Raw genomic sequence first — 13,928 nt, 5'->3', positions numbered from 1 at the left:
ATGGATAGCCAGATCATGAACGTTCTCGGCGATCGCGTGCTCGAACTCGGGCCGAAGCCGGATGCCGATGGCCCGTACAAGGATTTGAGGTTGACCCGCGATGGCGACGGCGTCGCCTGGCTGTTGTTCGATCGCGAAGGCACCAGCGCTAATACGCTATCCGCCGATCTGATCGAGGAGCTCGATAAGGTGCTGGCGGAACTGGAAGCTCAACGACCCACAGGCCTCGTCATCCGTTCCGCTAAAAAAACCGGCTTCATCGCCGGTGCCGATGTCAATGCCTTTCGCGCCGCCACCGATGTAGCCGCCGTCGAGGCCGAGATCGGCCGTGCGCATGCGGTGATCGACCGGCTCGAAGCGTTACGGATTCCGAGCGTGGCCGTGGTCCACGGCTTCTGCCTCGGCGGCGGTCTCGAAGTGGCGTTGGCCTGCCTGATGCGGATCGCGATCGAGGACGCGCGGTTCGGCTTCCCCGAGGGGATGCTCGGACTGCACCCCGGCCTCGGCGGTACCGTACGTTTCACGCAGCTCGTCAATCCGATGCAGGCGATGCCGCTGATGCTGACGGGCAAGACCATCGATGCGCGCAGGGCAAAATCGCTTGGGCTGGTCGACGTTGTGACGCAGGAGCGGCATGTGCGCAATGCGGTGAAGGATGCGGTGTCCGGCCGCTTGAAGCGCGCGCGGCCCGGGCTGCTGAATAATCTGCTCAGCCTCGGCTTTGCGCGGGGCTTCCTCGCCGGGCGGATGCGCAGTGAGGCCGCGAAGGCCGCGCGAGAGGAGCACTATCCCGCGCCCTATGCGCTGATCGATCTCTGGGAAAAGCATGGCGGCGACCGGCGGGCGATGCTGAACGCGGAGAAAGCGTCTTTCGCCAGATTGATGGTGACGTCGACCGCGCAGAACCTGATCCGCGTGTTCTTCCTGCGCGAGCAGATGAAGAAGCTCGCGGGATCCGGCAACAAGATCGAGCACGTTCACGTCATCGGTGCCGGTGCCATGGGGGGCGACATCGCCGCCTGGTGTGCCGGCCAGGATTTGCGGGTGACGCTCGCCGATATGAAGCCGGAGCCGATCGCAAGCGCGATCAAGCGCGCCGCCGAACTCTATGGCAAGATCCTGCGCAAGCGGACTGCCGTGCGCGATGCCCTGGACCGGCTGATGCCGGACATGCAGGCCGAGGGCGTCCGTAACGCCGATCTCATCATCGAGGCGGTGCCGGAAAAGCTGGAGCTGAAGCAGAAGGTCTATGCCGGGATCGAACCGAAAATGAAGCCGGGCGCGATCCTCGCCACCAACACGTCGAGCATTCCGCTGCAGGACCTGCGTACCACGCTGCAAAAACCCGAGCGGCTATTGGGGCTGCACTTCTTCAATCCGGTCTCGCGGCTGCAACTGGTCGAGGTCGTCAGCCATGACGGCACGGATGCGCAACTTCTGAAAGAAGCGCTCGCCTTCGTCGGCGCCATCGACCGCCTGCCGCTGCCTGTGAAATCCTCGCCCGGCTTCCTCGTCAATCGTGCGCTGACGCCCTACATGCTGGAAGCGATGCTGATGCTGGACGAGAAGATCGACAAGACGGTGATCGACGCCGCCGCGAAAAAATTCGGCATGCCGATGGGTCCGATCGAACTTGCCGACCAGGTCGGCCTCGATATCTGTCTCGATGTCGGCGACATGCTGCGCTCGAAATTCGGCGACGCGCTTCCGCCGACGCCGGCCTGGTTGCGCGACAAGGTCGCCAGGGGCGAGCTCGGCCGCAAGACCGGCAAGGGCTTGTACACCTGGAAGGGCGGCAAGGCCGACACCTCATCCGGCCTGCCCGCAACCTCGGAACCGTCGGCGGAAATGATCGACAGGCTAATCCTGCCGATGTCGAATGTCTGCGTCGCCTGCTTGCGCGAAGGTATCGTCGACAATGCCGACGTGGTCGACGGTGCCGTCATCTTCGGCACGGGCTATGCGCCATTCCGCGGCGGTCCGTTGCATTATGCGCGAACCCGCGGTGTGGAAAACATCGTCTCGACGCTGCGGGCGCTCACGGAAAAATTCGGCGGCAGATTCACGCCCGACGCCGGCTGGGAGAGCTTCAAGTGAACGAACCCCATGTGCACGCGCCGATCTCGACCGAGACCGAGACGCACGGCGATCTCTGCATTCGCACGTTGGCAATGCCGGCCGACACCAACGCCAATGGCGACATCTTCGGCGGCTGGCTCTTGAGCCAGATGGATATCGGCGGCGGCGTGTTCGCCTCCAAGATCGCGAAGTCACGCACCGTGACGGTCGCGATCGAGGCGATGAATTTCCGCAAGGCGGTCTATGTCGGCGACCTCGTTTCGGTCTACGCCAATCTGGTGCGGGTCGGGCGCACCTCGATCACGGTGCATCTCGAAGCCTGGGTCGTGCGCCGCAAGGAGTTGCAACAGATCCTGGTGACGGACGGCAACTTCACTTATGTCGCGATCGACGAAAATGGCCGTCCGCAGCCGGTCAGCCCGGACGGCGTAATCAAGACCTGACTGTTACGGGCAGGGACGCTCGTAGCCGTCGCGGCCGATGAAGGTGCCGCGGCGCGGGTCGTAGGTCGGCGAGCGCATGCACCGTGGCGTGTCGTCGTAATACCGAGGCGGCGGAGGAGCATATTGCGCCTGAACGCCGCAATAGCGCGGCGAAACCGCGACCCAGCCGTCGGGCTGCTCCATGTAGCAACCGCCCTGATACCAGCGATAGCCGCCGGGCCGCGGCTCGCCCTGGGCGCCGATCGCGGCTCCCGTCGTGGCGCCCACGATCGCACCGACCGCCGCGCCCCGGCCGCCGCCGAGCGCGCCGCCGACAATAGCGCCCGCAGCGCCGCCGAACAGCGCGCCGCCGAGCGTGCTTTCCTGCGCCGCCGCCTCCTGGAGCGGTACACAAGCCGCAAGGGCAACGAGCATCGAGAGCGCGAATTTCGGCATCATGTCGGTTCTCCGGCCATTTGGGCGATTCGCTTTGTTCCGGGACCAGCTTTGGCACAGCTCAGCCCCGCGGCGCAATGGTGGAAGCAGGAACAAATACAGATGTAACCCGTTGTAGGCCCGGAATAAATCTGAGGCTGGGCCATGTCGGACACCTACATCATCGAAGTCGGCTCGCAGCCGGCGGGGATTATCGTGCGCGCTCCCGGCGGCTATCGGTTCTTCGCCGCCTCGCACCGTTTCAACCGGCTGGAAGGGCAGATATTTCGTAATGCGCGCGAGGCCGAGCGTGCCGCGCGCCGCCTCGCCAGCGGGATGGCGCTGGCGGCATAACCGCCAGCGCCAGTCGTCCGGCGGTCAGAGCTTGGTGGCCGACCGCGACAGCAGCTTCCAGTCGTTGCCCTGTTTCTGCCAGTTCATCAGGATGTGCAGATTCTGCGGCGTCTTCTTGCCGTCAGTGAACTCCTGCTCGCCGACGAAGTTGAAGCGCACGATGGCCGTCGGGCCGACGACACGGATCGTGGGATCCTTGTATTCAAGCGACGACCATTTGTAGTTGGCCTTGGCGATGCCGTCGAGAAGCGACGCCTTGGTGTCGATTTTGGCATTCGAGTGGCTGTAGCTCAGCTCTTCCGCGCAGAGTGGGGCGATCCCCTCGGCATTGCCAGCCGCCTGCGCCGCACGGAAGGCCTCGACGTTCTTCGCGATGGCATCTTCATCGGCACCGGCAAAGGCGGGGACGACGCTCATGAGCCCCAGTGCAAGTACGGACAAGGCGAGCGGCCGACGATCGATCTTCATGGTTTCCTCCATTCGTTTCTGGTTGTGATCACAGTGTTGCAGCCACAAATTGCTTTGTCGAGCGCGCATGGTGCGGCTCGCATGGCTTCGGGCCCGGTCGCCTTAACCAGGATTCGTTGTTTCGCCCAGCCGAGCGCCTTTGCGGCAAATCTCCCTCGTTGACCGCGGCCCCAATCAGCCGCACCATAACGGCAACTTTGTGCCCCAGGTCTATATGAAGGGTGCCAGCCATGGCCGGATTGTCCCATCGCCAGACCGAAATCCTCAACATCGCCCGCGCCTTTGGCCGGGTGATGGTGGAAGATCTCGCCAAGCGTTTCGAAGTTTCGGCGCAGACCATCCGAAAGGACCTCAACGACCTCTGCGATCAGCGCTCGCTGACGCGCATCCATGGCGGCGCCATCATCGCTTCCGGCGTCGAGAACCTTGCCTACGAGGCGCGGCGCTTCGTGGCGGCGGAAGAGAAGCGGGCGATCGGTGTCGCCGCGGCGTCGCGGATTCCGAACGGCTGCTCGCTATTCATCAACATCGGCACCACGACAGAAGAAGTCGCGAGCGCGCTGACCTCGCACGAGGATTTGTTGGTCATCACCAACAACCTCAACGTCGCGATGCTCTTGTACCGGCATCCGCGCATCGAGGTGATCGTGGCGGGCGGCGCGGTGCGCCGTGCCGACGGGGCCGTGATCGGCTCGACCGCGATCAGCCTGATCGGCCAGTTCAAGGTCGACTACGCCATCATCGGCGCCTCCGCGATCGACGAGGAGGGCGCGCTCCTGGACTTCGATTATCGCGAGGTGCAGGCCGCGCAGGCGATCATTGCCAATGCGCGCAGCGTCATGCTGGTCGCGGACTCGACAAAACTCCGCCGCAGCGCGCCGGTGCGCATCGCCCATCTGAGTCAGATCCAAACCTTTGTGACCGATGCGCCGCTGCCGGCGGGATTAGCGAACATCTGCCACCACCGCGGCATCGAGGTCGTCGAGGCGATGGAGAAGCCGGCGGCGGATATCGACGATCCCGGTGGCGAACCGGCTTCGACCGTGGTGCGGCTGAAGTAGCTCGCGATTCATCCGAGTGACCCGAGCAGCGATCTCGTTTTCAGAAACTCCCGACACTTGGCGAGGCCAGGCCAAACGACAAGAAAAGCCTGCGCATGGGGTGAGAATGCGTGGTGCAGATTTAGCGCCTCCGCATGCATTCCCGGGTAAGGGCCCGGTCCCGGACGCAGAATCGCATCCAGCGCGCCACTTAATAGACTCGCAACGTCGTCAGTCGAGGTTATCAGAACATAGTCCGGTGCTTGTTCTGTGTTCGCAAGTTTCGCCAACAGGCCATGCGGGTCGACAGTCAAGTTCGGAGAAACACCAAGCCTCAACGCCTTTGTCGGCAATTTGCGCGCAACAGCATCCGCAGCGGTCGACATGCGCTCGAAGGCATCGCTGATGGTGGGCAGCATTGCCTCGCCGTGGCCGGTGAGGGTGAGGCCGCGGGGCATGCGCTGAAACAGCGGAACTCCCAAGACCTGCTCCAGATGCTTGATCTGTTGGCTGACGGCGCCCGGCGTTACCGAAAGCTCCTGCGCAGCCAGTTTGAAGCTGAGATGGCGACCGGCAGCCTCGAAGGCGCGCAGCCCGTTGAGGGGAGGCAATCTGTAACTCACTAGGATTCCATCCATGGGCGTTAGGCGCGCAGATTAGAAAATCTAATTCAACTGTCTAGGAAAAATGGTTTGTGCGCGACGAGTGCAGCGGTGCACGAGGTGACGTTCGAGGAGAGGAGAAACCTAATGCACATCCGACGCATCAATGCCGAAACAGTAACCGTGCCGACGACGGGCTACAGCCAGGCGCTTGAAGTCAGCGGTCACACGCGTCTGCTTTTTGTAAGTGGCCAGATCCCGCTCGGCGTCGATGGCACGGTGCCTGATGGCTTTGAAGCGCAGTGCAGGCTCGCCTGGCGAAACGTCGAGGCTCAGCTTAAGGCAGCCGGCATGACCCTCGACAATCTGGTCATGCACCGGACCTACCTTGCCGACCGGCAGTACGCTCTTCTCAATCGCTCCGTGCGAAACGAGGTACTTGGCGGACGGGAAACCGCGCTGACGGTGGTTATCGCTGGAATCTTCGACGAGGAGTGGCTTCTCGAAATCGAGGCCGTGGCCGCGGATTGATACCGAATGCAGCGCGGTCTGCGCCCGTAGCGCGGACCCCGCTGCCAAGTCTGAATTTACCCTCAAAGTAGGAGACCGGGTTCCCCGCTTTCAACTTGCTTTCGTTTTTCTTTGTGATTAACTCTCATCCGAAAGCAAAATCGCCGAAGTGAAGAGGCGATCGCCGGGGAAGCGTTTGTTGGATCGGGTTTTCGACCTCGCCATTATCGGAGGCGGCATCAATGGCTGCGGCATCGCGCGCGATGCGGCGGGCCGAGGTAATTCCGTTTTCCTTTGTGAAATGAATGATTTGGCGAGTGGAACGTCGTCGTGGTCGACCAAGCTCGTGCACGGCGGGCTGCGATATCTCGAATATTACGAGTTCCGCCTGGTCCGCGAGGCGCTGATCGAGCGCGAAATCCTTTGGCAGATCGCGCCCCACATCATCAGACCGCTGCGGTTCGTTTTGCCGCACCACTCCGGTTTGCGGCCGGCCTGGCTGCTCAGGTTAGGGTTGTTCCTGTACGACCACATCGGCGGCCGTCATCTCCTGCCGCCGACGCGCTCGGTCGATCTCGTCCATGACGAGGTGGGCAAACCCTTGATCGCCAACCGCTACAGAGAAGGCTTCGAGTATTCCGACTGCTTCGTCGATGACGCGCGTCTCGTCGTGCTCACGGCGCGCGACGCCGCCGATCGCGGCGCTGAAATCCGCACCCGTTCGCGCGCTGTCGAGATCAGGCAGGTGGACGGCATCTGGCAGGTCACCGTCGAGAACGCCATCAGCGGCGAGCGCACCACCATCCAGGCGCGTGCGCTGGTCAATGCCGGCGGCCCCTGGGTCGAACAGGTGCTGTCGTCGGGCTCAGGCGTTAACGCGCGCGCAAAGGTGCGGCTGGTGCAGGGCTCCCACATCGTGGTGCGCAAGCTCTATGAGCACGACCGCGCCTATATGTTCCAGAATGCCGACGGCCGCATCATCTTCGTCATTCCCTACCAGGACGACTTTACGCTGATCGGCACCACCGATCGCGACTATGATGGTGACCCGGCCAAGGTGAAGGCCAGCCCCGAAGAGATCCAGTATCTCTGCGCCTCCGCCAGCGAATACCTGAAGAAGCCGGTGCTACCCACCGACGTCGTATGGACCTATTCCGGTGTGCGGCCGCTCTATGACGACGGCGCCAGCGAAGCCAAGGCTGCGACCCGCGATTACGTGTTCGAGCTCGATACGCCCGGCGGCGCGCCGCTGCTGTCGATCTATGGCGGCAAGATCACGACTTATCGGCGCCTGGCGGAAGAAGCGCTGGAACGGCTCGCGCCCTACTTGCGCAGCGACAAAGCTAAAGAAGGCTGGACCGGCAAGGCGCCGCTCCCGGGCGGCGACATGGATGTCTCGGCGGTCGCTGCGCTGACGGCGGAGCTGGCGCGGAAATATCCGTTCCTCAGCCCAGCGCATGCCAACCGGCTGGCGCATGCCTATGGCACGCGTGCTGCAAAATTGCTCGGCAACGCCAAATCCCTTGCCGATCTCGGCCAGCCATTCGGCGCCACCTTGACCGAAAGCGAAGTCCGGTACCTGATGTCGAATGAATGGGCCTTGACCGCCGAGGACGTAGTGTGGCGCAGGTCCAAGCTCGGATTGCGGCTGTTGGCAGACGAAATTGCCGCACTCGACCAGTGGATCAAAGCCAACAGCGCCCCCGGCGAACGTCCTTTGCGTGAAGCGGGAGGGCGGCCATGAGTGTTACGCTCGAACATGTCACGCGAACCGTCGACGGCATGGCGACCATTCGCGATGTCTCGCTGACGCTCGAGCGCGGCACGCTGAGCGTGCTGCTCGGACCGACGCTGTCCGGCAAGACCTCGATCATGCGGTTGCTCGCCGGTCTCGACAAACCTGCGACTGGCCGCGTGCTGGTCGAGGGCAAGGACGTCACCGGCGCCGACGTGCGGCAGCGCTCGGTCGCGATGGTCTATCAGCAGTTCATCAATTATCCCTCGTTGACGGTCTATGAAAATATCGCTTCGCCCCTGCGGGTGCAGGGCAGGCCGCGCGAGGAGATTGATCGGCGTGTGCAGGAAGCCGCGAAACTTCTTCGGCTCGAGCCTTATCTGAAGCGAACGCCGCTGCAGTTGTCCGGCGGCCAGCAGCAGCGCACCGCGATCGCGCGCGCGCTGGTCAAGGGTGCCGATCTGGTGCTGCTCGACGAACCGCTCGCCAACCTCGATTACAAGCTGCGCGAGGAGTTGCGCGCCGAATTGCCGCGCATCTTCGAGGCGTCGGGCGCGATTTTCGTCTATGCGACGACCGAACCCTCGGAAGCCCTGCTGCTCGGCGGCAACACGGTGTGCATGTGGGAAGGCGAGGTGCTGCAGGCCGGCAATACATCGCAAGTCTATCGCCGCCCCGATACGCTGCGGGTGGCGCAGGTGTTTTCCGATCCGCCACTCAACATCGTCGGCATCGAGAAGAAGAATGGTTCGGTGCAATATGCCGGTGGCATCCAGGCGCCGGCCAGCGGGCTCTATACAGAATTGCCCGATGGCCCGTATCGCGTCGGCTTCCGCGCCCATCAGCTCGAAGTGGCGAACGGCGTCGCCGGTCGCCACGCGTTCCACGCCACGGTCACCGTGACCGAGATCACCGGCTCGGAAAGTTTCGTGCATCTCAACCGCGACGCTTCCAACTGGGTTGCGGTGCTGCCGGGCGTGCATGAATATGAGCCCGGCCAGACGCTCAATGCCGTGCTCGATCCCGACAATGTCTTCGTGTTCGACGCCGCCGATCGCCTGGTCGCAGCGCCTGCCATCGCGTTTTCAAGCGAAATGCGTAGCGTTTCGCTTGAACAAAGCGCGTCAAAAGCTAAGAGCATGTGAGGGAGATGCGACATGGCCCGCATTGACCTCGTCGATCTCGCGCACTCCTACAGCGGCAATGACGCTGCGCCCGAGTCCTTTGCGTTGAAGCCGGTGACCATGACCTGGCGGCAGGGCGGGGCCTACGCGCTGCTCGGCCCGTCCGGCTGCGGCAAGACCACGCTGCTCAACCTGATCTCCGGCATCGTCACGCCGTCGCGCGGAAAAATCCTGTTCGACGGCACCGATATCACGCTGTTGTCAACCCAGAAGCGCAATATCGCGCAGGTGTTCCAGTTTCCGGTGATCTACGACACGATGACGGTCGGGCAGAACCTCGCATTCCCGCTCAGGAATCGTGGCGTGCCGAAGGCCGAGGTCGAGGCGCGGGTGAGGCAGATCGCCGATCTCCTCGATCTCACGTTCTATCTCGACCGCAAGGCGACGCGCTTGACCGCGGACGCCAAGCAGAAGATTTCGCTGGGCCGCGGCCTCGTCCGCTCCGACGTTGCCGCTGTTCTGTTCGACGAGCCGTTGACGGTGATCGATCCCGAATTGAAATGGCAGCTACGCTCGAAGCTCAAGGCGCTGCACCGCGAGCTCGATCTCACGATGATCTACGTCACCCATGACCAGACCGAGGCGCTGACATTTGCCGATACCGTCGTCGTCATGCATGATGGCCGCGTGGTGCAGAGCGGCACGCCGGCCGAACTGTTCGACAAGCCCGCGCATACGTTCGTCGGCTATTTCATCGGCTCGCCGGGCATGAATATCGTGCCGGCCGTGGTCAGCGGGCATGAGGCGCGGATCGACGGCCATATCATCGGCCTTCACCGCAATTACGGCGTGCTGCCGGCAGGCGCGAAGATCGAGATCGGCGTGCGTCCCGAATTCGTCAACATCGCGGCTCCCGCCTCAGGCCTGCTATCGGCCGCGATCGAGCGGATCGACGATCTCGGTCGCGCCCGCTTCGCTCGGGTTCGCATCGGCGACGCCAAGTTTGCCGCGCGCGTGCCGCCGGGATTCTCCGTGCCCGACAACAGGGTCGGGCTCGTGTTCGATCCCGCGCATGTTCACGTCTATGCCGACAGCCGTCTGGTCGAGGGGGTTGCTTGATGGACAAGACCGTCAACCAAAAAGCCTGGTTCCTGGTGCTGCCGGTATTCGCGGTGGTCGCGTTCTCCGCGATCCTGCCGTTGATGACGGTTGTGAACTATTCGATGCAGGACACGTTCGGCAACAACCAGTTCTTCTGGAACGGCGTCGGCTGGTTCAAGGAGCTGCTCGATCCCTCGACCGATCTCGGCGGACGCTTCCTCGCCTCGCTCGGCCGCAACCTGCTGTTCTCCGCCATCATCCTGGCGATCGAGGTGCCGCTCGGCATCGTGGTGGCGCTGTCGATGCCGCGTGAAGGCTGGACGGTTGCCGTATGCCTCGTCATTCTGGCACTGCCGCTGCTCATTCCATGGAACGTGGTCGGCACCATCTGGCAGATATTCGGCCGTCCCGATATCGGCCTGCTCGGGTATACGCTGAACAGCCTCGGCTTCGATTACAACTACGTCTCCAACGAGTTCGATGCCTGGGCCACCGTCATCGTGATGGACGTCTGGCACTGGACCAGCCTCGTGGCGCTGCTTTGCTATGCCGGATTGAAGTCGATTCCGGACGCTTATTACCAGGCGGCGCAGATCGACGGCGCCTCGCGCTGGGCGGTGTTCAAGGCGATCCAATTGCCGAAGATGAACCGCGTGCTCTTGATCGCGGTGCTGCTGCGCTTCATGGACAGCTTCATGATCTACACCGAGCCGTTTGTGGTGACCGGCGGCGGACCCGGCAACTCAACAACCTTCGTTTCGATCGAACTGGTCAAGATCGCGCTCGGACAGTTCGACCTCGGCAAGGCCGCAGCACTTTCGCTGGTCTACAATTTGATCATCCTGATCGTCTGCTGGGTGTTCTACACCGTGATGACCAACGTAGGGACCGAGCGTCCCGCCAAGCAGGGAGGCGCCTGATGCATTCGATTCCCGGCCGCCGCCTCATCATCTCGCTGTTTTTGATCTTCCTGCTGTTGCCGATCTACTGGCTCGTCAACATGAGCTTCAAAACCAACAGCGAAATCGTTACGTCAATGACGTTGTGGCCGCATCAGCCGACGCTGGAAAACTACAAGCGCATCTTCACCGACGAGAGCTGGTATTCCGGCTACATCAATTCGCTGACCTATGTGCTGATCAATACCGTGATCTCGATTGGCGTGGCGTTGCCGGCCGCCTACGGCTTCTCGCGCTACCGCTTCCTCGGTGACAAGCATCTGTTCTTCTGGCTGCTGTCGAACCGCATGGCGCCGGCCGCCGTCTATGCGCTGCCGTTTTTCAACCTCTATTCGGCGATCAACCTGTTCGATACGCCGTGGGCGGTCGCGCTGGCGCATTGCATCTTCAACGTACCCCTGGCGGTCTGGATCCTCGAGGGCTTCGTCTCGGGCGTGCCGCGCGAGATCGACGAGACCGCGTTCCTCGACGGCTATTCGTTTCCGCGCTTCTTCGCCAAGATCCTGGTGCCCCTGATCGCCAGCGGCATTGGCGTCGCTGCGTTCTTCTGCTTCATGTTCTCCTGGGTCGAATTGCTGCTGGCGCGGACGCTGACGTCGGTCAACGCCAAACCGATCTCCGCCATCATGACGCGCACGGTCTCCGCCGCCGGCATGGACTGGGGCCTCTTGGCGGCTGCCGGCGTGCTCACCATCATCCCCGGTGCGCTCGTGATCTGGTTCGTCCGCAACTACATCGCGCGCGGTTTTGCGCTGGGCAGGGTGTAGCCATGGAAAACATCGCATGGATGGCCTGGACGCTGCCGACCGCGATCTTCTTCGTGATGCTGGCGTTGACTTTGGGGGTGATGACATGGCTGGGGGTCGCCTATCCCGAAGCCGAGCGCGTCGGCATCCTGCGCATTCCGACCACGCGCGGCGACCGGCTGTTCATTTCGCTGGTGCTATCAGCCGTCATCCATTTGCTGTGGATCGCGTCTGTCGGCACTGATCCGATCGCGACTTTGCCGATCGGGGAGGGCGTTGAGATTTCGAGCCTGTGGCTCGCAACCCTGATTTCGCTCGTCTCGGCCGTTGCGATTTTCCGCACCGTCTGAAGAGCGAAGAAGAGCAGATCCGGGATCAACCCGGGCCTGAATATGTGTTTGTCGCTGCAACCGGAGGATCCAACATGCGACGCTTGAGAGGAAGAAACGGTCCCTTGACCAAGCAGAGTTTTCTGACGATGACCAGCGCGGCTGCGCTGATCGCCGCATCGCTGACCATTGCCGCACCTGCGCGTGCGGACGACGCCGTCAATCAAAGGTGGATCGACAGCGAATTCCAGCCCTCGACACTGTCGAAGGACGAGCAGATGAAGGAGCTGCAATGGTTCGCCAAGGCGGCCGAGCCGTTCAAGGGCATGGAAATCAACGTCGTGTCGGAAACGATCACGACGCACGAATATGAGTCGCGGACGCTGGCGAAAGCCTTCACCGAGATCACCGGTATCAAGGTCAAGCATGACCTGATCCAGGAGGGCGACGTCGTTGAAAAGCTGCAGACCCAGATGCAGTCCGGCAAGAACGTCTATGACGGCTGGATCAACGACTCTGACCTGATCGGCACCCACTTCCGCTACGGCCAGACCGTGATCCTGTCGGACTACATGACCGGCGAGGGCAAGGACGTCACCAACCCGCAGCTCGACGTCAACGATTTCATCGGCAAATCCTTCACCACGGGACCGGACGGCAAGCTCTATCAGCTTCCCGACCAGCAGTTCGCGAACCTCTATTGGTTCCGCTACGACTGGTTCTCCAATCCGGAATACAAGGCCAAGTTCAAGGCCAAGTATGGCTACGACCTCGGCGTTCCCGTGAACTGGTCGGCCTATGAGGACATTGCCGAGTTCTTCACCAACGACATCAAGGAGATCAACGGCGTCAAGGTCTATGGCCACATGGACTATGGCAAGAAGGATCCCTCGCTCGGCTGGCGGTTCACCGATGCCTGGCTGTCGATGGCCGGCAACGGCGACAAGGGCATCCCGAACGGCCTGCCGGTCGACGAATGGGGCATCCGCATGGAAGGCTGCCGTCCGGTCGGCTCCTCGGTCGAGCGCGGCGGCGACACCAACGGCCCGGCGGCGGTCTACTCGATCGCCAAGTATCTTGAATGGATGAAGAAGTATGCCCCGCCGCAGGCGCAAGGCATGACCTTCTCCGAAGCAGGTCCGGTGCCGGCGCAGGGCAACATCGCCCAGCAGATATTCTGGTACACCGCCTTCACCGCCGACATGGTGAAGCCCGGCATCCCGGTCGTGAACGCGGACGGCACGCCCAAGTGGCGCATGGCGCCGTCGCCGCACGGCTCGTACTGGAAAGAGGGCATGAAGCTCGGCTACCAGGACGCCGGCTCCGCCACGCTTCTGAAGTCGACCCCGCCCGATCGCCGCAAGGCGGCCTGGCTCTATCTGCAGTTCATCAACTCCAAGACGGTGAGCTTGAAGAAGAGCCATGTCGGTCTCACCTTCGTGCGTGAATCCGACATCTGGGACAAGTCGTTCACCGAGCGCGCGCCGAAGCTCGGCGGGCTGATCGAGTTCTACCGCTCGCCCGCGCGCGTGCAGTGGACCCCGACCGGCAACAACGTGCCTGATTATCCGAAGCTCGCGCAATTGTGGTGGCAGAACATCGGCGATGCGTCGTCCGGTGCAAAGACGCCGCAAGCCGCGATGGATGCGCTGGCCGCAGCCCAGGACTCGGTGCTCGAGCGTCTCGAGAAGTCTGGCGTGCAGGGCGCCTGCGGGCCGAAGCTGAACAAGAAGGAGACGGCCGAGTTCTGGTTCGCCAAGGCCGAGAAAGACAAGACCATCGCGCCGCAGCGCAAGCTGGCGAACGAGAAGCCGAAGGGCGAGACCGTCGACTATGACGCGCTGATCAAGTCGTGGCCTGCCACCCCCCCGAAGCGGGCGGAGGCGAAGTAAGCAGACTGCCGTGTCCCGGACGCGATGCGGCGCTTGGCGCCGCTTCGCAGAGCCGGGACCCACGCCACTGATGGACCCCGGAACAGCAGCGCACTGCTTGCGCGCTGCGCCGCATCCGGGGAACGCAAACGA

The 13,928-nt window shown here is 62.7% G+C and carries 14 protein-coding genes and 1 pseudogene; 12 read left to right on the top strand and 3 right to left on the bottom strand.

Annotated features, from left to right (window positions below):
* Window positions 1–2,097 carry a 3-hydroxyacyl-CoA dehydrogenase NAD-binding domain-containing protein gene (locus HCN58_RS21205; RefSeq protein WP_171581343.1) on the top strand — a complete coding sequence of 699 codons (2,097 nt, stop codon included), beginning with the start codon at window positions 1–3 and terminating at the stop codon, window positions 2,095–2,097.
* On the top strand, window positions 2,094–2,522 hold the full coding sequence (locus HCN58_RS21200) for an acyl-CoA thioesterase (RefSeq protein WP_171581342.1): 429 nt from the start codon (window positions 2,094–2,096) through the stop codon (window positions 2,520–2,522). The genes HCN58_RS21205 and HCN58_RS21200 overlap by 4 nt, the downstream gene beginning before the upstream one ends.
* 138 nt (window positions 2,523–2,660) lie before the next feature.
* On the opposite strand, the pseudogene HCN58_RS21195 reads toward HCN58_RS21200, so the two are convergent.
* A pseudogene (locus HCN58_RS21195) lies at window positions 2,661–2,960 on the bottom strand (YMGG-like glycine zipper-containing protein); the annotation flags it as partial.
* Between the two features lie 141 nt (window positions 2,961–3,101).
* Between HCN58_RS21195 and HCN58_RS21190 the strand changes: the two are divergent.
* The gene (locus tag HCN58_RS21190) at window positions 3,102–3,290 is read left to right on the top strand and encodes a hypothetical protein (protein WP_171581340.1); all 189 of its coding nucleotides are present in this window, start codon (window positions 3,102–3,104) and stop codon (window positions 3,288–3,290) included.
* A 24-nt stretch (window positions 3,291–3,314) separates the two neighbouring features.
* On the opposite strand, the gene HCN58_RS21185 is transcribed toward HCN58_RS21190, so the two are convergent.
* Window positions 3,315–3,758, bottom strand: a complete 444-nt coding sequence (locus HCN58_RS21185) for a nuclear transport factor 2 family protein (RefSeq protein ID WP_171581339.1) — start codon at window positions 3,756–3,758, stop codon at window positions 3,315–3,317.
* A 230-nt stretch (window positions 3,759–3,988) separates the two neighbouring features.
* Here HCN58_RS21185 and HCN58_RS21180 point away from each other — a divergent pair, with 230 nt between their 5' ends.
* Complete coding sequence (locus tag HCN58_RS21180) at window positions 3,989–4,819, top strand: DeoR/GlpR family DNA-binding transcription regulator (RefSeq protein WP_171581338.1); 831 nt, start codon at window positions 3,989–3,991, stop codon at window positions 4,817–4,819.
* Window positions 4,820–4,827: 8 nt separating this feature from the next.
* On the opposite strand, the gene HCN58_RS36785 is transcribed toward HCN58_RS21180, so the two are convergent.
* Window positions 4,828–5,421 (bottom strand): LysR family transcriptional regulator, encoded by a 594-nt coding sequence (locus HCN58_RS36785; RefSeq protein WP_171581337.1) that lies wholly within the window; start codon window positions 5,419–5,421, stop codon window positions 4,828–4,830.
* Window positions 5,422–5,547: 126 nt separating this feature from the next.
* Here HCN58_RS36785 and HCN58_RS21170 point away from each other — a divergent pair, with 126 nt between their 5' ends.
* From HCN58_RS21170 to HCN58_RS21135, 8 genes are all read left to right on the top strand, one after another.
* Window positions 5,548–5,931 carry a RidA family protein gene (locus HCN58_RS21170; protein ID WP_171581336.1) on the top strand — a complete coding sequence of 128 codons (384 nt, stop codon included), beginning with the start codon at window positions 5,548–5,550 and terminating at the stop codon, window positions 5,929–5,931.
* Between the two features lie 178 nt (window positions 5,932–6,109).
* Window positions 6,110–7,654 carry a glycerol-3-phosphate dehydrogenase gene (glpD, locus tag HCN58_RS21165; protein ID WP_171581335.1) on the top strand — a complete coding sequence of 515 codons (1,545 nt, stop codon included), beginning with the start codon at window positions 6,110–6,112 and terminating at the stop codon, window positions 7,652–7,654.
* Complete coding sequence (locus HCN58_RS21160; protein ID WP_171581334.1) at window positions 7,651–8,790, top strand: ABC transporter ATP-binding protein; 1,140 nt, start codon at window positions 7,651–7,653, stop codon at window positions 8,788–8,790. Before glpD ends, HCN58_RS21160 begins: the two co-directional genes overlap by 4 nt.
* A 12-nt stretch (window positions 8,791–8,802) precedes the next feature.
* Entirely contained in the window at window positions 8,803–9,888 is a 1,086-nt protein-coding gene (locus HCN58_RS21155; RefSeq protein ID WP_171581333.1) for an ABC transporter ATP-binding protein, read from the top strand.
* Window positions 9,888–10,790 carry a carbohydrate ABC transporter permease gene (locus HCN58_RS21150; RefSeq protein ID WP_171581332.1) on the top strand — a complete coding sequence of 301 codons (903 nt, stop codon included), beginning with the start codon at window positions 9,888–9,890 and terminating at the stop codon, window positions 10,788–10,790. Before HCN58_RS21155 ends, HCN58_RS21150 begins: the two co-directional genes overlap by 1 nt.
* Window positions 10,790–11,596: a carbohydrate ABC transporter permease gene (locus tag HCN58_RS21145; protein ID WP_171581331.1), complete on the top strand. Its 807-nt coding sequence runs from the start codon at window positions 10,790–10,792 to the stop codon at window positions 11,594–11,596. The genes HCN58_RS21150 and HCN58_RS21145 overlap by 1 nt, the downstream gene beginning before the upstream one ends.
* 2 nt (window positions 11,597–11,598) lie before the next feature.
* Entirely contained in the window at window positions 11,599–11,925 is a 327-nt protein-coding gene (locus HCN58_RS21140; protein WP_171581330.1) for a DUF2160 domain-containing protein, read from the top strand.
* Window positions 11,926–12,053: 128 nt separating this feature from the next.
* The gene (locus tag HCN58_RS21135) at window positions 12,054–13,796 is read left to right on the top strand and encodes an ABC transporter substrate-binding protein (RefSeq protein WP_171581827.1); all 1,743 of its coding nucleotides are present in this window, start codon (window positions 12,054–12,056) and stop codon (window positions 13,794–13,796) included.
* The last annotated feature ends 132 nt before the right edge of the window (window positions 13,797–13,928 follow it).

This window comes from Bradyrhizobium australiense (assembly GCF_013114825.1).
GTDB classification, from domain to species: domain Bacteria; phylum Pseudomonadota; class Alphaproteobacteria; order Rhizobiales; family Xanthobacteraceae; genus Bradyrhizobium; species Bradyrhizobium australiense.
This window is presented reverse-complemented; position numbering and strand designations above follow the sequence as displayed.

Coding starts and splice junctions, on each gene's coding strand:
- HCN58_RS21205 (WP_171581343.1), top strand. CDS start 1: ATGGATAGCCAGATCATGAACGTTCTCGGCGATCGCGTGCTCGAACTC.
- HCN58_RS21190 (WP_171581340.1), top strand. CDS start 3,102: ATGTCGGACACCTACATCATCGAAGTCGGCTCGCAGCCGGCGGGGATT.
- HCN58_RS21185 (WP_171581339.1), bottom strand. CDS start 3,758: ATGAAGATCGATCGTCGGCCGCTCGCCTTGTCCGTACTTGCACTGGGG.
- HCN58_RS21180 (WP_171581338.1), top strand. CDS start 3,989: ATGGCCGGATTGTCCCATCGCCAGACCGAAATCCTCAACATCGCCCGC.
- HCN58_RS21170 (WP_171581336.1), top strand. CDS start 5,548: ATGCACATCCGACGCATCAATGCCGAAACAGTAACCGTGCCGACGACG.
- HCN58_RS21160 (WP_171581334.1), top strand. CDS start 7,651: ATGAGTGTTACGCTCGAACATGTCACGCGAACCGTCGACGGCATGGCG.
- HCN58_RS21155 (WP_171581333.1), top strand. CDS start 8,803: ATGGCCCGCATTGACCTCGTCGATCTCGCGCACTCCTACAGCGGCAAT.
- HCN58_RS21150 (WP_171581332.1), top strand. CDS start 9,888: ATGGACAAGACCGTCAACCAAAAAGCCTGGTTCCTGGTGCTGCCGGTA.
- HCN58_RS21145 (WP_171581331.1), top strand. CDS start 10,790: ATGCATTCGATTCCCGGCCGCCGCCTCATCATCTCGCTGTTTTTGATC.
- HCN58_RS21140 (WP_171581330.1), top strand. CDS start 11,599: ATGGAAAACATCGCATGGATGGCCTGGACGCTGCCGACCGCGATCTTC.
- HCN58_RS21135 (WP_171581827.1), top strand. CDS start 12,054: ATGACCAGCGCGGCTGCGCTGATCGCCGCATCGCTGACCATTGCCGCA.